Annotated in this window: 20 protein-coding genes and 1 tRNA gene; 6 read left to right on the forward strand and 15 right to left on the reverse strand. The window is 46.7% G+C overall.

What is annotated here, in order from left to right; genetic code table 11:
• Positions 1–46: 46 nt before the first annotated feature.
• Positions 47–814 (forward strand): 3',5'-cyclic-nucleotide phosphodiesterase, encoded by a 768-nt coding sequence (locus H6626_03875; protein ID USN48237.1) that lies wholly within the window; start codon positions 47–49, stop codon positions 812–814.
• On the forward strand, positions 789–3,113 hold the full coding sequence (gene lptD, locus H6626_03880; GenBank protein USN48238.1) for an LPS assembly protein LptD: 2,325 nt from the start codon (positions 789–791) through the stop codon (positions 3,111–3,113). The genes H6626_03875 and lptD overlap by 26 nt, the downstream gene beginning before the upstream one ends.
• On the opposite strand, the gene H6626_03885 is transcribed toward lptD, so the two are convergent.
• The 12 genes from H6626_03885 to H6626_03940 form a co-directional block, all read right to left on the reverse strand.
• Positions 3,110–3,535: a hypothetical protein gene (locus H6626_03885; protein USN48239.1), complete on the reverse strand. Its 426-nt coding sequence runs from the start codon at positions 3,533–3,535 to the stop codon at positions 3,110–3,112. The two genes, lptD and H6626_03885, sit on opposite strands and share 4 nt — an antisense overlap.
• A gap of 23 nt (positions 3,536–3,558) precedes the next feature.
• Positions 3,559–3,867 (reverse strand): YraN family protein, encoded by a 309-nt coding sequence (locus tag H6626_03890; protein USN48240.1) that lies wholly within the window; start codon positions 3,865–3,867, stop codon positions 3,559–3,561.
• Between the two features lie 25 nt (positions 3,868–3,892).
• Complete coding sequence (locus tag H6626_03895) at positions 3,893–4,522, reverse strand: ribonuclease HII (GenBank protein USN48241.1); 630 nt, start codon at positions 4,520–4,522, stop codon at positions 3,893–3,895.
• Between the two features lie 14 nt (positions 4,523–4,536).
• Positions 4,537–4,962 carry a 50S ribosomal protein L19 gene (gene rplS, locus H6626_03900; protein USN48242.1) on the reverse strand — a complete coding sequence of 142 codons (426 nt, stop codon included), beginning with the start codon at positions 4,960–4,962 and terminating at the stop codon, positions 4,537–4,539.
• Between the two features lie 51 nt (positions 4,963–5,013).
• Complete coding sequence (locus H6626_03905; protein USN48243.1) at positions 5,014–5,598, reverse strand: RNA methyltransferase; 585 nt, start codon at positions 5,596–5,598, stop codon at positions 5,014–5,016.
• Positions 5,595–6,413: a tRNA (guanosine(37)-N1)-methyltransferase TrmD gene (trmD, locus tag H6626_03910; protein USN48244.1), complete on the reverse strand. Its 819-nt coding sequence runs from the start codon at positions 6,411–6,413 to the stop codon at positions 5,595–5,597. The genes H6626_03905 and trmD overlap by 4 nt, the downstream gene beginning before the upstream one ends.
• 1 nt (position 6,414) lies before the next feature.
• Positions 6,415–6,948, reverse strand: coding sequence for a 16S rRNA processing protein RimM (rimM, locus tag H6626_03915; GenBank protein USN48245.1), 534 nt, complete (start codon positions 6,946–6,948; stop codon positions 6,415–6,417).
• Positions 6,949–7,087: 139 nt separating this feature from the next.
• Positions 7,088–7,333 (reverse strand): KH domain-containing protein, encoded by a 246-nt coding sequence (locus tag H6626_03920; protein ID USN48246.1) that lies wholly within the window; start codon positions 7,331–7,333, stop codon positions 7,088–7,090.
• Between the two features lie 101 nt (positions 7,334–7,434).
• Entirely contained in the window at positions 7,435–7,680 is a 246-nt protein-coding gene (gene rpsP, locus H6626_03925; protein ID USN48247.1) for a 30S ribosomal protein S16, read from the reverse strand.
• Positions 7,681–7,768: 88 nt separating this feature from the next.
• A complete protein-coding gene (gene ffh / locus H6626_03930; protein ID USN48248.1) occupies positions 7,769–9,109 on the reverse strand; it encodes a signal recognition particle protein in 1,341 nt (446 codons plus the stop codon).
• 26 nt (positions 9,110–9,135) lie between these two features.
• Positions 9,136–9,939 carry an ABC transporter permease gene (locus H6626_03935; protein USN48249.1) on the reverse strand — a complete coding sequence of 268 codons (804 nt, stop codon included), beginning with the start codon at positions 9,937–9,939 and terminating at the stop codon, positions 9,136–9,138.
• A gap of 2 nt (positions 9,940–9,941) precedes the next feature.
• Complete coding sequence (locus tag H6626_03940) at positions 9,942–10,838, reverse strand: ABC transporter ATP-binding protein (GenBank protein ID USN48250.1); 897 nt, start codon at positions 10,836–10,838, stop codon at positions 9,942–9,944.
• A 173-nt stretch (positions 10,839–11,011) separates the two neighbouring features.
• Between H6626_03940 and H6626_03945 the strand changes: the two genes are divergently transcribed.
• The 4 genes from H6626_03945 (at position 11,012) to H6626_03960 (ending at position 15,083) form a co-directional block, all read left to right on the forward strand.
• Entirely contained in the window at positions 11,012–11,998 is a 987-nt protein-coding gene (locus H6626_03945) for an HD domain-containing protein (GenBank protein USN48251.1), read from the forward strand.
• Between the two features lie 7 nt (positions 11,999–12,005).
• Complete coding sequence (locus tag H6626_03950) at positions 12,006–13,796, forward strand: hypothetical protein (GenBank protein ID USN48252.1); 1,791 nt, start codon at positions 12,006–12,008, stop codon at positions 13,794–13,796.
• A gap of 32 nt (positions 13,797–13,828) precedes the next feature.
• On the forward strand, positions 13,829–14,779 hold the full coding sequence (locus H6626_03955) for a hypothetical protein (protein USN48253.1): 951 nt from the start codon (positions 13,829–13,831) through the stop codon (positions 14,777–14,779).
• Between the two features lie 227 nt (positions 14,780–15,006).
• Positions 15,007–15,083: transfer RNA gene (locus tag H6626_03960), tRNA-Met, on the forward strand.
• Positions 15,084–15,516: 433 nt separating this feature from the next.
• Here the strand turns inward: H6626_03960 and H6626_03965 are convergent.
• The 3 genes from H6626_03965 to H6626_03975 all read right to left on the reverse strand — a co-directional run bounded on the left by H6626_03965 (position 15,517) and on the right by H6626_03975 (position 19,183).
• Positions 15,517–16,545: a hypothetical protein gene (locus tag H6626_03965; protein ID USN48254.1), complete on the reverse strand. Its 1,029-nt coding sequence runs from the start codon at positions 16,543–16,545 to the stop codon at positions 15,517–15,519.
• A gap of 142 nt (positions 16,546–16,687) precedes the next feature.
• On the reverse strand, positions 16,688–17,116 hold the full coding sequence (locus tag H6626_03970) for a DNA-binding protein (protein USN48255.1): 429 nt from the start codon (positions 17,114–17,116) through the stop codon (positions 16,688–16,690).
• A gap of 276 nt (positions 17,117–17,392) precedes the next feature.
• The gene (locus tag H6626_03975) at positions 17,393–19,183 is read right to left on the reverse strand and encodes a chloride channel protein (GenBank protein ID USN48256.1); all 1,791 of its coding nucleotides are present in this window, start codon (positions 19,181–19,183) and stop codon (positions 17,393–17,395) included.
• Positions 19,184–19,286: the final 103 nt, after the last annotated feature.

Genomic DNA, 19,286 nt, shown 5'->3' on the forward strand with positions numbered 1-19,286 from the left:
AATCTGAGACAAATAGGATTTTTTTCGCAGCATATGGGGATACAGCATGAAAGTTCGAGTGATTGGATGTCATGGTGGGGTGGCTCCCGACTATCAGACCAGTTGTTATTATGTGAACGATCGCTTTTTGGTGGATTGCGGCTCGGCCTGTTCTGTTTTAACTCCGAAGGAACAAAACGAAATCACTGATATTTTTATCACTCACCCTCACTTAGACCACATTAAAGATATTTGTTTTATCCTAGAAAACACCTTTGGGCCTCAGCGTGAGCAACTGAATCTCAGGTCGACTCCTGAAATCTTAGATGATGTTCATAAGCACATGTTAAATAATGTGATATGGCCTGATTTTTCAGTGATACCGTGCAACCCGGAAAAGGACCGGTTTATTTTAGGGTTTGAACCCATCAACCAACAAGTCCAACTGGACGACATGACCATTCGACCATTTAGAGTAAATCACCCCGGACACGCTGTGGGCTATGTGGTAGAACAAAATGGTGAGCACGTGGTTTTTACGGGTGATTCCGGACCGTGTGCGGAAATTTGGAAACAAGCCAACTCGTGCAGTAATCTAAAAGCCATTTTTACGGAAATCACTTTTCCCAGCCGAATGGAAGGTCTTGCCAAAGCTTCAGGCCATTTCACGTTAGAGCAACTTATGGACGACTATGCCCTCTTACAGAATAAAAATGTGCCTATCTTCATATCACACTTTAAGCCCGCTTTCTTAGAGGAACTGCTTGAAGAATTTCAGAAGCTGGCCCCTGATCAATTCAAAGTGATGCATGAAGATGACATCATTGATCTCTAACCTTCGGACTGTCTCTATTATTTTAACATGGGGGCTAGTAACTGGAATGCTTCCTGTTCCGGCAAAAGCCACAACAGCCACCGTGTCAGGGCTCTCTCTTCGAGCCAATACCATGTTGAGAGACAGCAAAAAAAAGCAGGTGGTCCTTAAAGGAAATGTCCAACTTGGTTTTAAAGACCTCGAAGTGCGGTGCGATCACGCCACCATTGACCTTAAAAACAAAACCATCACAGCCATAGGCCATGTCATTTTTCAAACAGAAACCTTGTTCTCTGAAAGCGACGAGGTCATCTACAATTACGACACCGGCAAAGGCACGTTTAAGAATGGATATATTCAATCAGGTTCTGTGCTTTTTGAAGGGGATGTGGTTGAAAAAACTGGAGAGAACTCTTTTGTCGCCCATGATGCCAAGTACACCGCCTGCACCACCTGTCCGCCAGCATGGAGTTTTTCAGGACGAACCATCGAGGCTGAACTCGGCGGATATGCATGGATAAAAATTCCTGTGTTAAGCATAGCCACGCTCCCCGTTTTAATATTGCCAGAAATTGCTGTGCCCTTAAAAAGCACACGCCAATCTGGACTCCTGGCGCCCGAATTTAGCTACAGTGACTCAGGCGGAACGGCTATTGCCCAAAGTTACTTCTGGGCTATTGATCGACACCTTGACCTCACCTTGACAGCTAAACACTACGCTAAAAGGGGCTGGAAGGGCTTGTTTGAACAAAGATATATGTTATCTAAAGAAAGCCACGGGTCCATCTCTGGCGCCTATAACTACGACAATGCGTTCAAACTGGCTGATGGTTCTTTGGGGCCGGCCAATCGTGGCTTTATTCGCTATCAGCACCGCCACAGCCTTCCTCACAATATGATCCATCGAGCGGAAATCAATTTTGCAACGGATCTTCGTTACCCCGGAGATTTCCCTGAAGAGATGAGCGGATTTGGAGACTCGGCTTTGGAAAACCGCATTTCCCTCACTCAAAACCTTGAAAATCAACATCGAAGTATCGAAGCGGCCTACTATGTAAACCTCTTGCAGACAGATCCCAAGGCCCCTAACCGAGATGCCGTGCATCGTTTTCCTGAAATTCGGATGGACATAACAGAACAAAAACTGGGATCAACAGACTTTTATTTTAATATGGATTTGAATTTCACATATTTTGCTCGCCTTAACTCGTCTTTTGATGACGTGATCAATGGAGCCGATGGCCTTGAAGTTACGGGAATCGTAGATACCACGTTTGATCCCACCATTGATCTTGTCCGATCCGGGCAACGCTTCTATGTTAACCCCACTCTGTCGTATCCCTTTCATATCGGCCCGCTTTTGGACATACGCCCCAGCCTCACCTACCACGAAGGACATTACTTTTTTGCTCCATCATCAGATATAGCTACATCTGATTATTCCCAGCATGCCATAAGGCGCTATTTACAAACGGATGTGTCGGCAAAAACCCAGCTGTCTTCTATCTTTGAGACTGAGGCCGAAGAGAATCAAAAATATCCCTCCGCGTTCAAACATGAAATCGAACCCGAGATCATTTTCTCGACGATTCCATGGACCAAACGGCCTGACCATTCGTTTTTTGGCGACTTTGACGATCAGCCCTACAGGCGCCGGGCTGAACCTGTGAGTGACGGCGATTTTAATGGGACAAATCGAATTCAGTTTGACTACCAAGACCGGCTATTTGCAAAACGTTTAATTAATCTGATTCTCACTCAAAGAATCATTCGCAAACTTTGGTATGGCGATATCCCCACCTATAAAAACACGGTTCTATTTCGATTGAGCCAATCTTATGATTTAAACGTTCTCGATGAACCCGAACCAAAACCATGGTCGCGCCTTGATTCGTTACTTAACGTCAACTCAGAGAATGTGGAGATCTATGCCAAGGCCTCTTATCATCCCTACGCCGGTGCCGTGAATTCATCTTCACGACTTCGTTGGTTATTTACGCCGCAAAACTTTATGGACTTCACTTACTCGCAAAACTTCGTGATCGACGAAAATGACATCTTTGATTATGGCAGCCGCGCTGAATACTGGGGCCTAGGCGGCGGACTGGCCAGCAAATACGTTGACCTCACCGGGCACCTCAACTTCTCAGCCATCTCAAACATCATCGAGTCTTGGGAAACTCAGGCCAACCTGAAACCCCCTGGCCGATGCTGGGGCATTGTGATGAGCCTTCGAAAAGTGATCGACCGCGACTTCTACGTGAATTTTGAATTTAATTTTGATTTCGGCGGCAATAAACTGAGCGGTAACGAAACTTAAAAGGAATCAATGGTAATTCCTGCAGCCATCCCGTCCCACTTCATATCCTCAGAAAATAGCGGATAAACTTGAAAGTTGTAACTCACTTCCGGCGGCAAGCCTGGATCAGGTGGAAGCAGCTGCTCTTGCATGCGCTGGTTCTCTCTCTCAATTTGACCTGGAACCACATACACCACATAAAGCCCAAGAAAGATCCCCAAATACAAACCCAGGGAGGCTCCGCGGGCCACATTTCTTAAGTTGTCACCTGGTTGCTCTGTAAACGCGAGACTGGCAGCCCCAACCAGTGTTCCAGCTAAAACTCCGTAGGTGCAACTCATCAAAAATTCTTGAGTAGGATCGGCCTGCGCCACTCGAGGCGACATACTGAACAACAGCGACAAAACCAAACTACATACAACGTATTTCTTAATAATCTTCACAACTTAAATTTTTACATAATAATCTAGGGAGTCAACAAATCCATCAGCCCATCTTCGAACACAAACACCTCATCATCTTGACTCACGACAGCAAGTTGGATACTCACGTTTTCTGTCTCTCTCTCGCAATACCATTCATAGGCTTCCATCAATCTTTTCGCCTGCCGAGCCGTCACCACCGGCCCCAGCCAATCAAAATTGACCACTGACTTTACTTCCACCAACAACCAGCCGCTTTGAGGATGCTTCAGAATCAAGTCGATTTCAGCATAGGGAGTTCGAAAACGACGCTCAACGAGTTCGTAACCTTGATCTGCGAAGTATTTCGCCACAAGGTTTTCGCAATGGAGGCCTCGATCATGAATGGCCAAGGAACTCTTTCACTCCAGAAAAACTTTTTCTATGCTCAGGGCATGGACCCCATTTTTCAATGGCCTGCTTGTGATCTTTGGTGCAGTAGCCTTTGTGCTTTTCAAATCCGTATTCTGGGTATTGAGTGGCCAAATCCATTAACAATTGGTCTCGCGTCACCTTAGCCACGATAGAGGCGGCCCCAATAGGAGGCGCACGAAAATCGCCTTTCACAAGCGGCGTCTGCGTTATCTCATCAAGACCAGGCACTCTTTGGTTTCCGTCCACTAACAGATGCACATGCGACCCTGGTTTTTCACCCAATTCTTTTAAAAGCGCAAGAACAGCCCGTTTCATAGCCAAAAGCGAGGCCTGCAAGATATTTATCTCATCAATTTCTTCCACTGAGGCAAAGCCCAAACAGACATTGTGATTGTTCTTGATTTTATCAGCTAAAACTTCGCGCTTTTTCGCAGTGAGAGCCTTTGAGTCGACAAATTCATCGGTACTTTGAGCTGGATCCAGTAAGGCCGCTGCGGCATAAACAGGACCCGCTAAACACCCTCGACCCACTTCATCAACGCCGATGATAATGGGTTCTTTAAGAGTTTTCCACGGATAGGGTTCGTATTTCATTTTAGGGCCGGTGCTTAGGCCTCAGTGTTCTCGGCCTTCGCCTCTGCGACTTCAGCAGTTTTTGCTGTGTTCACCGTGGCCTCGTCAGGTCGAACCATCTCGCTTTGTAGACGGGCTGCTCTTCCGCGGAGACCGCGAAGATAAAATAGACGAGATCTTCGAACTTTACCACGGGACTCTAGTTTCACCTGCTCAATAGCGGGGCTAGCAAATGGGAAAGTACGCTCAACACCTATACCGCTCGACATTTTTCGAACTGTAAATGTGCGACCCGCGCCTCTACCTTGGATCTTGATCACAACGCCTTTGTAAACCTGTGTTCGAGTTTTGTTACCCTCGGTCACCTTGACCGAAACGCTCACCGTGTCACCGGTCTTAAACTCTGGGAATCTATTAGCTTTTGCATTTAAGGCTTCAGCCACTCGTCGCACTATGTCCATAGCATTTCTCCACCATTGTGCATGGTCCACTTGAATTTTGAACGGCTAGACCTACCATGAGCCAAGAAGGCGGTCAAGACAGATGCTGACTGCGGATCGCACCGAAAGATGCCGATAATCATCCATGGAGGCCCCCACAATGGGGTCCAAAATGTAGTCACACTGCTGAAGAAGGCTGTCGTGCAGCCCAAAACCTGTCCCAAACAGCAACAACAGGGGCTTTTCGGGATCTTTTTGAATCATGGTGCGCAGCTGTGGAAAGGTGATTTTGGGGGCCACAGACAGATCGCGTGCGGCCGTGGCCACCACGATGGGCGGAGTATCAAATTGGCTTTTTACCTCCTCCACCGTGGCCGCAGGTTTTACAATCCCAAGGGCCGTTCGCCGCATAGGATTAAATTCCTTCCCTCGACCCACCTGCCAATGATCCACCACTCGTGACACAAACATCAGCTGTTCTTGCATGCGATTGACAATGTAATATCGAGGCACTCCGTATGTGCGTGCCGCACGTGCAATATCATGAATATCAAAGTTGGTCACATTGGTGACCACTTCGGTACCTGCACTATCCACCACAGGCCAATGCACTAAGGCCACATTCACATTGTGCACAAATCGCTCAATCATAGTCATTCACCTGATAATATCTTGTGGATCTGAGAATTATTAAAGCCCCACACCGACAGCTCGTCCGCCCCTATGGTCTGCGCCCAACGAAGCGCTTCTGATAATTTCGAGTTTAAAGAATCAGCCTCCATTGTCGCCAATAGGTCCGGCCGCAAGCACCACGTTCTAAGTAACGAGACTCTCTGTCGTTCTTTTTCTATACGAGCGTGATCTCCCGAAACCAGAGTTTCTGGAACATTTAGCCCTTGAAACTCACGCGGCCTCGTCCACTGCGGACACTCAAGGAGACCTGACGAAAAGCTCTCTTTCCATGGCGATTCATTATTACCTAAAACCCCTGGAATAAATCGAGCCACAGAGTCTACCACAGCCATGGCGGCCAACTCCCCTCCTGACAGCACAAAGTCGCCCAATGAGATTTCATCATCCACGTACTGACTGATAATTCGCTGATCAATGCCACCGTAGCGGCCGCAAATAAATGTCACCGCTTGATTGGATGCCACCCATTGATCCGCAGCCCTTCGCACCTTTTCATCGTCCCATTTTTGCCCTTGAGGCGAGAGATACACCACGTGTCCAAGCTGCTGGTGCTTTTCTAAGTGCTCTAAAGAATCAGATAGCGGGCCCGGCAACATGATCATGCCATCGCCACCGCCAAAAGGTCGATCATCAACAGATTTATGAGCATCGGAGGCAAAATCTCGTGGGTTTACCGTCTGCAATTTTATCAGTCCCGCCTTAATGGCCTGCCCCACCACTCCTGTTTGCGAGAAACTCTCAATGAAATCGGGGAATATCGAAATTATATTAAACTGCATGCTATGGTTCTAAAAGCCCTTCCGGCAAATTCATATTGACGACTCGGGAGTCAAAATTAATGCTGTCGATTAACTCGTCCACGAAGGGCACTTCATACAACCCAGAATCTGTTTTGACCACCAAAAGGTCTTGCGCCCCATTAGAAGAAAAGTCGAAGATGACCCCGCTTTTTTGCGAATGCAGATCTTTTAATTGAAACCCTAATATTTCATGCAAATAAAGGTTCTCGCCAGACTCAGATACTAACAAGCCCTGCGGTATGTACCACTGCATACCTCTGAGGGATTCGGCACCGGTGCGATCATTTATGTTTTCTAACTTGAGTAGCATTCCCTTTTTAAAAGGTCTTTGTTCAAGAATTCTCATGGAAACAAGATGGGCCTCAGCCACCGGCGAATTTAAATCTCTAAGATGAACCCACTCCAGTTGTTTGGCCCAAGGGCATGTTTCTGAAAAGGCCTCTAGATACACTTCACCCTTCAGCCCGTGAGCTTCTCGAGCCCATCCCACCTTGATCCACTGTGGTATTTCCAATTGATCTTTAAGTCTATTTTTGCGCTGCATTACTGGTGGGTTTTAGTCAATTCTCTGAGCTCTGTAAACCCTTATTCACCATAAAAAAAGGCGACCGATGGTCGCCTTTTCAAAAGCTTATTAAAATTAAATCTAAAAGCTACTCAACAATTTCTAGAACGCTTCGCTTATTCAACTTAGTGCTGGCTGCATTTAGGATTGTTCGCATGGAATGGGCTGTTTTGCCTCTTTTTCCAATCACCTTACCTAGGTCGTCTTTGGCCACCTTAAGCTCAACCACAGTGGTTTGCTCGCCCACGACCTCGGTCACATCCACATCATTAGGGTTATCAACCAGCGCCTTTGCCATAAACTCAACGAGATCACGCAAATTTGAAGGATCCATTTCCACTACCTCACTTCTCTCACATCTTGAAAAAATTATATATTACCCAGCGAGGAATCCCAACTTTTTGGCATGCTCCCCCCTCTGATCTAGACTCGTTGCTAGTTCGCCTGGGCTTTTCGGATTAGGCTTTGGACTCGTTTTGTAGGCTGAGCGCCTTTACTGATCCATTCCTGAATTCGATCCATTTTAAGATCTAATCCCTTTTCCCCTTCAGCTGCCATGGGATTGTAGTTTCCCACCACTTCAATAAACCGTCCGCCGGCTGCACGACGTTGATCAGCCACAGTTACGCGGTATTTGGGCTGATGCGTACATCCCACTCTAGATAGGCGAATCACAACCATTTTACGAATCTCCTTAAATACATAAATCTCAGGCGGTTACGTGTACCCGCTTTACATCTGATCTGCAAGGGTTAAACCTGAAAAAGCTTTAAAAGGGCAGACCCATCCCGCCGAATCCCCGTCTCCCCAAGCCCATTTTCATCATTTGAGACATCATTTTACGGGACTGCTCAAATTGTTTAACGAATTTATTCACATCAGAAACCTGAGTCCCACTGCCATGGGCAATTCGCAGACGCCGTGAGCCATTGAGAATCTTGTGATTCCGCCTCTCCTCCAGGGTCATGGAGTTGATGATCGCTTCGATTTTTTTTATTTCTTTCTCTGGCGGGGCCATATTTTTCATCTGCTTCATCACTTGCCCCATCCCCGGCAACATTTTCATGATTCCTTCAAGACCGCCCATTTTTCGCATCATGTGGATCTGCTTAAGGAAATCCTCCACAGTGAATTCATTTTTTGCCATTCGGCGGGCCGCCACTTTGGCTTCTTTTTCATCAATCACTTCTTGAGCTTTTTCGACTAAGCTCACCACATCACCCATATCGAGGATGCGTGACGCCAATCGGTCAGGATGAAACACCTCTAGGGCAGCGACTTTTTCGCCCACGCCGAGAAATTTTATGGGCACACCTGTGGACTGACGAATACTTAAGGCTGCTCCACCTCGGGCATCCCCATCAACTTTAGTCAGCACCAACCCCGTTAACCCTAGGCGCCCGTGAAACCCTTCGGCCACGTTCACAGACTGCTGACCCAACATGGCATCCGCCACTAACAGGACTTCGTTTGGCGTCCAAATGTCTTTTATTCTCTGCAACTCACTCATGAGCTCGTCGTCAATCTGCAACCGCCCCGCCGTATCCACGATGACCACTTCGACCATATTTTCTTGGGCCCAATTTTTAGCCGCCGTTACAATTTCTTCGGGCTTTTGATCAGGTCGAGAGGGAAACACGGGAAAGTCATTTTGCTTTCCTAAAGTTTTTAACTGCTCTATGGCCGCTGGTCGGTAAACATCTGCCGGCACCAGGCCAGGTCGTTTTTTAAATGTCTTTCTAATGTATAAAGCCAACTTTGCTGCCGTTGTGGTTTTACCGGCCCCTTGCAGGCCCACAAGAAAAATCACTGCGGGCCTGCCCTTTAAATCAATGGCTTCAGCGTTTCCGCCAAGAACTCGCACCAACTCATCTTGTACGATTTTTGTAAATTGCTGACCGGCGGAGACGCTGCCAAGCACTTCCTGACCCAGCGCTTTTTCTTTAACGCCATCGACAAAAGACTTCACCACCTTAAAGTTGACGTCAGCCTCTAGCAGACTCATGCGGATTTCTTTAATCGCCTGCTGAATATTTTCTTCAGTGATGCGACCTTGTCCGCGAATTTTCTTTAAGCTTCCTAAAAGTTTATCAGATAGATTCTCAAACATATCCCGTTCTCCAAAAAAATATCACATCACCAGCGAGTGAATGAGCCGTGACGCAGGCTTCGAAGGGCAATCAGGTTAAGCAACAATAGAGTTGCCAAAGCCATCGCGGCCGCACCTAAAAGACTCACGTCACTTTGGCCGAGAATGCCATACCTCACTCCGTTAATCAGGTACAACAACGGATTCACTTTCGACAAAGCCTTCCAGAAAGGATGTAAGTTCTCCAGTGAGAAAAACACGCCCCCTAAGTAGATTAAGGGCAGCAGTACAAAACTTCCCACCGCACTCAACTGATCCACCGTGCGTGCCCAAAAGGCCACCGACAGGCCCAGCATTGAAAAAGCCAGCCCACCGGTGATTACAAAAAACAATAAAACCAAGGGATGAGCCACAGAAAGCCATTTTTCATACATGACAAAATGGAAAATTTGCCCCACAGCAAAGGTGATGGCTGCCACCACCAATCCTCGAACCAGGCCACCCACGGCCACCGCCCAAACAATTTGCTGCTCCCCGAGAGGAGATACTTTGTAATCTTCCAAATCACCACTGAATTTCGAACTGGCAATAGAACTTGAAGAGTTTTGAAAGGCATTATTTAAACAGCCCATCATCACAAGGCCCGGAATCAAAAAAGCCAGGTAGCTAAAGCTGGAGCTCAGTTCTATACTTTGCCCGAGACTGACGCCAAAAATTAAAAGATAAAGAGTGGAACTCACAATAGGTGCGGCCACGGTTTGCACAATCACTTTTCGAAAGCGTTGAATCTCTCTCCAAACCAAGGTCAAAAAAGGCGTGTACCGGTATTCGCGCACAAGTGTTGAATGCATAACTAGCTGTCCCCCAAAACCGATTTAAAAGCGTCTTCTAGTCGACCCTCTTGAATCCGCACATCCATGATAGACTTCATGTCGAGCTTTAGTTCCGTTAATAAATCACCAACGCCCATCTCGGCTGGCACCCGAAATCGCAGAGATTTCTCTTCCACTTCCACCAACAGGGGATGATCGATTTGAGAAAATTTATCTTTAAAATAAAAACAAATTTCTCTTTGCGTTAAATCCTGAACCAATCCCTTTGTGGGGCCCAAGCGAACGAGAGTTCCCTTTTGCAAAATCCCCACCCGATCACATAACTCCTCCGCCTCTTCAAGGTAATGGGTGGTCAAAAGCACTGTCATACCCTCTGAACGCAGCTCTTGCACAAATTCCCAAAGGTTCGTTCGAAGCTCAATGTCGACTCCGGCAGTGGGCTCATCAAGCAACAACAGCTCAGGCTCATGAACCAGGGCTTTGGCAATCAACAAGCGCCGTTTCATACCTCCACTCAGTTGTTTCACTCGGCGATCTCGTTGTTCCCAAAGTTGAAGTCTTTGCAGTAAATAGTCGATTCGGTCTTTGCACCGACGAATTCCAAAAAAGCCTGCGTAAAACTGCAAAATCTCTGTCACCGTAAAATAGCCATGATTAATTAATTCTTGTGGCACAAATCCTATGCGCATTTTTGCAAGTTTTGGCTCAGACACCACATCGTGACCAAAAACCTTTACCACTCCTTCAGTAGGTTTTTCGATGGTCACAATAGTAGAAATAATAGAGGTCTTCCCTGCGCCATTGGGACCGAGAAGCCCAAAGATTTCGCCTTTTTTAAGGGAAAAAGACACATCATTCACAGCTCGAAGTGTGCCGTAGTTTTTCACTAAGTGACTGATTTCTAATGGCTGCTGCAAAATCCACTCTCCTGGCTGCTGTGTCCTTGCCCTTTGTCTAGCTCGATCTCTTTTTAGCTGAAAACAGCAGTTATAGCCCCCGATGAGGATTTTAAACAGCTTTAGATGCTGTGCGGCAGGGAAATAAAGGAAAAACAGGTCAAGTCATTGCACTCACGTGTCGATAACAATACATGGCTGAACTCACTCATAAAAGCATGATACCCATTCCCATCAGCGAACTGATTGCAGGGATAAAAATACCCGTAGATATATTCGTGCGGCTGGGAGATGCAAAATTTGTGTTGCTGGCTCGCGCCAACACAGTTACCCAAAAAGATCAGCTCCGCACCTATGAGGGCAAAGAAGTCGAATATCTTTGGGTCAAAAAATCTGAATATGGACGACTCACACGCAAGACCATCGCCATTGCCGGAGTTGTATTAAACAACGACAATTTAAATGTGGGTCAAAAAAGCCTCGTTCTCACTGCTGCTGCGCAATCTGTATTTAAAGAGCTTACCCACATAGGCTTGAACCTGGATTCTTTTAGTCATGCCAAAAAAGTGACCGAAGCCACCGTGGCTTTGGTTGAAAACCACAGCACTCTCCATTCACTTATGGAGAGCTTAAAACAGTGCTCTGAGCCCACGCTGCGACATTCAATGGCCGTAAGCGTAGTCAGTGTGATGATGGGACAAGCCATGAAGTGGGAGAACAAACTCACTCTTGAAAAATTGGCCCTTGGTGGATTGTTGCATGACATCGGAAAAAAAGTATTGCCTCCAGAAATCCTCAACAAACCTCTGGCCATGATGAGTTCAAAAGAAGTGGAGCTCTACCAAACTCACCCATTTAAAGGCATGGAGATGCTCGTGAGCTTAGGCGTGGTCCCCGATGATGTGGTTTCTATTGTTTACGAACACCATGAAAACTCTATTGGCCAAGGGTTTCCTCAAAAATTGCGCAATGTGAAAATTCATCCCCTGGCCCGAGTCACAGCTCTGGCAAACGCCTTTATCAATCTAACCATTCCCTCGCCGGCCCATCCCCATTCAAAAAATCCAAGGGAAGCCTTAATGGTGATTGAACATACCATGGGACAGCCTTATAACAGAGAGACGTTTAGGGCTCTTAAAGCCATTGTAGATAATGTTCACTTAAAACCCGATGTGGCCTAGTCACCTCATGCCTGTAGTCAAATTTCGAATTGAAAAGCTAGATTGCCATTTGCACAAATGGCAAAAAAACCTGTCTCAAACTCAGAGTTTGCGCCTGGGCCTGGGCCTTGCCCTATTCACATTTTCGGGCTTGTTGCCCTGGACAGAATCACCCCAAATACTTTTTGTTTTTTGGCTTAGTAGCTTTTTTGCCTTTATTTTTTTTGTACTCAGAAGCCGCCGACAAAGGACCTTTATTGATAAACTTTCGGCCCGCAAACTTTTTTTCAGTCGAGTCTTGGCCCGGCAAAAGGGTCACAGCCCACAAACCAAATGCGGAAACCTCGACCGCCTTCCCATAGATCTACAAGGCGTCGCTAAAGATTTGCATCTTGTGGGACCGTCCTCTGTATTGGCCATGATCAACGAGTGCGTCACTGACGGAGGCGAACAGCTTTTAGTCAAACAGCTCACTGAACCTACGTTAGAAAAATCGATCATCGAAGGGCGCCAGCAGCTGATTCAAAAACTCACACGGCTCGCTCCATTTCTGAGTCGGCTCAACACAATTAACCTGAAAAAAAACCAGCCGCTTGCCGCACAGTTTTTGAAAAAATCTCTCATGCAACCAATTCTTTTAAAAGGGTTTTTTATTTTTGCCGTCGGGCACGGGCTGCTCTACCCGCTCACTTGGACCCTCGTTGTCTTAAGTCTACTTGGAACCATTCAATGGCAACCGACCCTGCCCCTTGTGGCCTATATCGTTTTTTCGTTCTGGAGCCGCGGCAAAATCAGCAATGTCTTCTCAAGAGCCCAGGATTTTGGTGAACACTTGCGACACCTTTCGCCCACCTTTGATTTTATTGAATCCCGCATGCATCATCCTTCGTTGAAACCGCTGGTTTCAAACATACAAAAAGCCAAGATCTCGCACCGATTGAAATCGCTGGATCGAATCAACGCGGCGTTAAGTGTGCAAGGGCATCCGTTAGCGTACATTGGTTTTAACCTTATTTTGCCGTGGGATTATATTTTCTCTTATAGACTTGAGCGGTGGCGCAAGACGTTTGCACAAGACCTTGATCTACTGATGGATGAACTCTTTGCCCTTGAAGCCAGCATTAGCCTCAGTGTATTTGCCCATTATCAACCAGTCGTGTTCCCTAAAATATCAGCATCCAAGCCGGCACTGTTTGAAACTCAAGGACTCTTTCATCCATTGATTCCAAGGGATCAGGTGGTGCCAAACGACTTCAGTATTCCCAATGATAAACGGCTGATCTTAATCACCGGATCGAATATGTCGGGTAAGTCCACGTTTATGCGCACGGTGGGACTGAATCAAAAACTGGCCATGATGGGGGCCCCCGTTTTTGCAAAGTCAATGACCACCTTTGTGGGAGACGTGAAAACCTGCTTACAAGTCACCGACAATCTAGAAGCTGGGTATTCTACTTTTTATTATGAAGTGAAAACCATCGCTGATTTATTGAAGCAAGCCGAAAATGGAGCCACCTTTATTTACCTTATTGATGAAATATTCCGCGGCACCAATAACCGGGAGCGTCTCATCGGCAGCGAAGCCGTCTTAAAAAGACTTATTTCCGCACAAAATGCCATTGGTTTTGTCTCCACTCACGATCTGGAGTTGGCGCATCTGGCCGATACCCATTCACCGATAAGCAATTGGCATTTTAGGGATGATGTGGAATCGGGTGAGCTTAAGTTCTCCTATAAAGTCCATCCCGGCCCCTGTCCCACCACAAACGCTTTAAAAATAATGGCCAAAGCAGGGCTACCTGTTCATTTACCCAGTTGACCCCCACTTATTTTTTTTCTATTCCAGCAGATATGGAAAATCTAAATAATCATGTACAAGTCACTACGTTTTACAAGTTTATCCCCCTCACTCAGGCCGAGGTCAGCCATCATCGCGATAGCCTTTTAAAGGCCGCAGAAGGTACGGACCTTAAAGGTCTATTTATTATGGGTAAAGAGGGCGTGAACTCCACCTATGCTGGCCCCAGAGAACAAGCTGAAAATTTAAAGCAGGTGATTGAAACTGTTTTTGGCACCTCTGACATCACGTACAAAGATAGCTTTTGTGACAGACAGCCATTTAATGATTTTAAAGTGAAAGTACGGGACGAAATCGTCACTATCGGTCGACCCGATTTGATCCCCCATGAAACAAGACACAATCACTTGTGTCCCGATGAATGGGACCGAGTTTTAAAAGAAGAAGATGTGGTCTGCATCGACACTCGTAACGATTACGAATTTGAGGTCGGACACTTTAAGGGCGCCCTCAATCCAGATATTAAACAATTTACAGATTTTCCGGACTACATCCGAAACGCCAACATACCGAAAGACAAAAAAGTACTGATCTATTGCACAGGCGGCATTCGCTGCGAAAAGGCTATTTTAGATATGGAGGACGCCGGATACACTAATGTGTTTCAACTAGAAGGCGGCATCCTCAACTACCTTAAATCGCACCCGCACCAAGAATGGGAGGGCGAATGTTTTGTTTTTGACTACAGGGTCGCCGTAGACCAAGAACTCAACCCGTCTCACATGTTCAAACTGTGCCCCCACTGTGGTCAGCCAGCCAAAGAAACCATACAGTGTTTACATTGCCATACGGAAGCGGTGGTCTGCGCACATTGTCTTGAAAAAGATGCAGAACTTTACAAAACCTGCTCCAAAAACTGCGCGCATCACTACCATATGGGTCACCGCTACAAAAAGCCCCACTTTGACGCCAAAATAAAACGAGGCGAACTACAAAATAAGTAAAAAGCATCTGTTGACACCCCGACAATTGCCCGATACTTTGCAGCACTCAAATCCAAACCCATGTCGCGGGGTGGAGCAGTCTGGTAGCTCGTCGGGCTCATAACCCGAAGTTTCGAGACTGCGGCAAAAGCTGCCTGCGGCAGGTTTTGATGCGGCTCGTGGCGAAGCCCAATGCTGAAAGCATTGTGACCTTCGGCACAAATTTAAAAACTGAATAGCAAACATGTCGCGGGGTGGAGCAGTCTGGTAGCTCGTCGGGCTCATAACCCGAAGGTCGTAGGTTCAAATCCTGCCCCCGCAACCAATCAACCCAAATTGGGTGATCTCAAAGAGGTCAGCCATTTTGGGTTTTTTGTTATGGGGGGCAGGATTTGAACCTACAACCTTCGGAGTTTTTGTCGAAGCCCCGCTCATAACCCGAAGTTTCGAGCCTGCGGCAAAGGCTGCCAGTGGCAGGCTTTGATGCAGCTCGTGCCGGAGGCTGCGGCGAAAGCCGCATGTTCAAATCCCTTTGTAAAATTCTTGGCAAAGTCCTTAATTAAACAGCCCCCAACATGATAAGACCCAACTCTGTCGGCATTACGGATTTCTACAAAACGAAACTACGGAACTATTTTATTATTAGGTACAACCAATCCGCCATCACCGACAATGAAACTCTTCCCCTAGTGGCCACTTCAACAATTTCCTGCCGAGCGAGCAATGACATGATGTAGCCACAAAAGGAAGCAGGTACCCTAACGCCGGCGTTGCTGCTGCCCGTACCAAAAGGGCATGGCCTGATCGCTGAGGGCTTCATCAGGGTACTCGACGGGAATTACTGAATTGATCTGATCCGGACGTCGAACATAGTCGCTTAAGACAAAGGCTCGCCCCACATCATACGCCGTTGGCTCACTGTAGACAAAACCATTGCTGTCACTTGAAAGCAGTGGGCGCACGAGCACTTTTTGCCCAGACACATGTTGAGCCTGCAGAAAATCCAAGGGGGTCTTAAAATCGCGCAACGATTTCACTCGCCTTGCCCCTTCTTCTGATACGATCAATAGGTCTTTGATTTTTATCCCTCGTTCTTTGAGAAAATTCGAAAAATTCACACGGCTCAACTGCAAAGACGTCATCAATCGGCCGTTGTAAGAAAAGGCTTTTGCCCCATCAAATTGAAACCCCTCTTGCGCCCAAAGTTCACGCCCGCGCCAGTCAGCCAAAGTGGTTATCTTTTTTAGCCCCAATTTGCGCGCCAATGCGTAACTTCGTTCATAAAACGGAAAGCGAATGCCCCGAGTTTCAGAAAAACCCTCGCGGGTCATCAACCCCTCAAACTCCAAAGCCAGATCGTTGGAAAGGTCATGCCAAACGGATCGAATACCGAAACCCACAAGGCCATTGGCACTGTAAAATGCCACCACAACCAAAATCTCATTTCTGGAGTGCTTTCGAAAAAAACCCAGTCGCGACTGCACGGGCAGACCTGAAGAATTCTGAAAACGAAAGTCGTGAAACAACATATAAGCTTCGTCAATAAATCGAGCCCCCGAAACAGGCAAACCTCGGTAGTCCACTTCTAATTTTTTTAAGTCATTAAAGAGCTTGATAAAATCGAGGCCCACCCACGGCAACGACGATATTTCACTGAGATCTTGTTCGCTAAGAAAACTTGGGCCCCAATGGCCCACTATCAGCTGTTGCTTACACCGGCTTTCGCGGCCCCAAGTTGTGGGACTCAATAACAAAAATACAACGACAAGGAACAAGACCTTTTTCAATCTGCTCTCCTGAAATTGGGGTGCGGGACATCCAAAAAGGAGAACTAGGTACGAGAAAATGGCCAAAGATTCAAATGGAATTATTGATGGGGGCCCCTTGTCATTTCAAACAACCAAACCCTGGCCCCCTGTTGAGCGGCACCTACTGCGAGAGACGACAAATAAGATCAAGCCCAATGTTTGGCGAAAACTCTCGCACTGGCATCTGACCAAATGGCACAACAAAAGCTTCAAAAGTCACCGCCACCACCGCCTCAAAGACATGGCCACCAAATACGGCAAAGTCACGATCGCCCAGCGAAGCATGAATATGTACATAGGGGTCGCCATTTTTCAAAGACACATTACCATGCATGGATATCAACTCATACTCATCAACAAAAGTCTTACGAATGTATTCTTTTTTCTCGGCATCGTAATATCCCAGCTCAACGTCCTTAAGGGCACCTATGGCATGTAGCTCCCCGCCTTTCCAGTTATATTCTTCCGCAGCTTGGGTCAGCTTCTCGGCCACCTTCTCTCCTTTTTCGAGCACAACAACAAATCGCCCCTGACTTTCAAAAACATGCATATTAGCTCCTCAGCGCCACTGAAATACAAAACAACAACATTAGGTGATCGCCTCGATTTACCGCAACAAATCCAGTGGAACAAGAGGATTTAATGAAGTCTTAATCAGAACACCCACAAATTGGATTCTCTAAAGAGTATAAATTCCGAACACTTCCTGCCGACGACAGTTCCTTTTCTGTCATTGTTGGTGGAGACATGTGAAATGGTAAAAAGTCGAAACTGTGCCCCAATCAGCCCTTACTGAGGAACCACTCATTACCAAATCAGCCATTGATCATTCAGCCTCGGCCGAGCTCAATCGAACAAAATCGATGGGGCTTACAATACCAATAAGTTTTTTTGTTCTTGGCTCCACCACCAAAACCCTTGGGTCTCGGGTTTTTTCAATTTTAGATATGGCCTTTAGCACGGTGTCGTCGTCTCGAACCACGGCACGAAAAGACTGCATCACTTCGCTCACTTTTTGCTTAGGGTGCTTTGAAGCTAAACGCTGCAACGTCTCACTCGTTAAAACTCCAAGGAGTTGCCGGTCGGCATTCACAACGGGGTAAATGGAGTGACCGTATTGAATAAGTTTATTTGACGCCTCCAATACGGTCATGGATTCATGGGCCAAATGCAACTCCGTAGTCATAATGTCGCGCACCAAGGTGATGGACATGACGTTAACTGAGATGTCATTTACAAATCGAATTCCCTTGCGTTTAAGCTTCAATGAATAAATCGAATCTTTTGAAATCGCCCAAGCCACCTGATCTGCAGCAACACACACAAACATCAATGGCAAAATGATTGAATAATCAAGGGTCATCTCAAAAAGTATAACTATGGCGGTAAATGTGGCCCGTCCTGTTGCTGAAAAAAGTGCCGCCATTCCGACCAAGGCATAACCTCCATAACCCCCAGTCATCCCAGGAAAGTACGAATTCACAAAATATCCAAAGGCCCCGCCCAACATAGCGCCAACAAAGAGCGACGGCGCAAATACGCCGCCAGACCCACCACTGGCTAAAGTTAAGCTGGTTGCAAAAATCTTCAAGAACACAAGCCCCAACATGAGTGGGAATGTGCTCTCTTGCTGAAGGACCGAAGATACCGTTTCATATCCAACGCCCAAGGTTTGTGGAAATATCAGGGCCACCGCAGCCAAGATAATTCCGCCCAGAAGAGGTTTAATCCAAAATGGCCATTTTAAACCCGCAAAGAAATCTTCAAAGCCATACACAGCCTTGATGAGAACGACTCCCACAATGCCAGCCAGAACACCCAGTACCAAATAGAAAATGAGTTCATTGGGGCCATTTAAGTGGTATTGCGGAACAAAAAACGCAGGTTCGTTACCTAAATGAAACCGCGACACTACGGTTGCAAACACAGAAGATATCACCAGAGGCACAAAAGATTTTGTCTTCAACTCTAACACAATAATTTCGATGGCAAAAATCACCCCCGCAATGGGCGCATTAAATGTAGCCGCGACGGCTCCGGCAGCACCACACCCCACGAGTGTTTTAAGTAATTTAGGGTCCAGCTTTAAAAATTGTCCGATCGCCGAACCCATGGCAGAACCAATCTGAACTATGGGACCTTCACGCCCCACAGATCCGCCAGTAGCAATGGTTATGCTCGACGCCAGCGCCTTGATCGCTACAATTCTCCCCCGCATCCGCCCGCTACGAGTCATCACCGCTTCAATGACCTCAGGCACACCATGACCTTTTGCTTCTGGAGCAAAAAACCGTGTCAATAACGTGGCCACCAACAACCCCATTGGAAGAATCAGCAACAACCATAGTCCTCGCACATGGTCCAAAGGCGATATCAAATGCCAGTCCATCTGGTGATGTAAAAATGTGTTCTGAAAGAAACCAATCAGATACCTAAAACCGATAGCCGCATATCCAGCAAATACACCGACTCCAATTGCAATCGTATTGAGATGAAACACCTCTTTGTTGGTCGTGGGCCTGATGTATGTACTACTCAAGCTTTGCCATGTCTTGGGAATCTCGCGAATAGCCGTTCTCGTGATTTTTGGTATGTCTATGATATTTTTCGATTTCATGGGACGTGCACCCTACACCCATTCTGATAAAAACATAAGCGTTGATATTTCAATCTTCAAAAAAAACGCCATCTCTTACATGTTTTAAAACCTGTGGATCGCC

Source organism: Pseudobdellovibrionaceae bacterium, assembly GCA_023898385.1.
Taxonomy (GTDB): Bacteria; Bdellovibrionota; Bdellovibrionia; order Bdellovibrionales; family UBA1609.

What these genes read in the sequence shown, in the direction of transcription:
- H6626_03955 (USN48253.1), top strand. Translation starts at nt 13,829, where the DNA reads ATGGAAAATCTAAATAATCATGTACAAGTCACTACGTTTTACAAGTTT.
- trmD (USN48244.1), bottom strand. Translation starts at nt 6,413, where the DNA reads ATGCAGTTTAATATAATTTCGATATTCCCCGATTTCATTGAGAGTTTC.
- H6626_03945 (USN48251.1), top strand. Translation starts at nt 11,012, where the DNA reads ATGGCTGAACTCACTCATAAAAGCATGATACCCATTCCCATCAGCGAA.
- rpsP (USN48247.1), bottom strand. Translation starts at nt 7,680, where the DNA reads ATGGTTGTGATTCGCCTATCTAGAGTGGGATGTACGCATCAGCCCAAA.
- H6626_03920 (USN48246.1), bottom strand. Translation starts at nt 7,333, where the DNA reads ATGGATCCTTCAAATTTGCGTGATCTCGTTGAGTTTATGGCAAAGGCG.
- H6626_03895 (USN48241.1), bottom strand. Translation starts at nt 4,522, where the DNA reads ATGAAATACGAACCCTATCCGTGGAAAACTCTTAAAGAACCCATTATC.
- H6626_03875 (USN48237.1), top strand. Translation starts at nt 47, where the DNA reads ATGAAAGTTCGAGTGATTGGATGTCATGGTGGGGTGGCTCCCGACTAT.
- H6626_03975 (USN48256.1), bottom strand. Translation starts at nt 19,183, where the DNA reads ATGAAATCGAAAAATATCATAGACATACCAAAAATCACGAGAACGGCT.
- H6626_03905 (USN48243.1), bottom strand. Translation starts at nt 5,598, where the DNA reads ATGACTATGATTGAGCGATTTGTGCACAATGTGAATGTGGCCTTAGTG.
- lptD (USN48238.1), top strand. Translation starts at nt 789, where the DNA reads ATGAAGATGACATCATTGATCTCTAACCTTCGGACTGTCTCTATTATT.
- H6626_03950 (USN48252.1), top strand. Translation starts at nt 12,006, where the DNA reads ATGCCTGTAGTCAAATTTCGAATTGAAAAGCTAGATTGCCATTTGCAC.
- H6626_03970 (USN48255.1), bottom strand. Translation starts at nt 17,116, where the DNA reads ATGCATGTTTTTGAAAGTCAGGGGCGATTTGTTGTTGTGCTCGAAAAA.
- ffh (USN48248.1), bottom strand. Translation starts at nt 9,109, where the DNA reads ATGTTTGAGAATCTATCTGATAAACTTTTAGGAAGCTTAAAGAAAATT.
- rplS (USN48242.1), bottom strand. Translation starts at nt 4,962, where the DNA reads ATGGACATAGTGCGACGAGTGGCTGAAGCCTTAAATGCAAAAGCTAAT.
- H6626_03935 (USN48249.1), bottom strand. Translation starts at nt 9,939, where the DNA reads ATGCATTCAACACTTGTGCGCGAATACCGGTACACGCCTTTTTTGACC.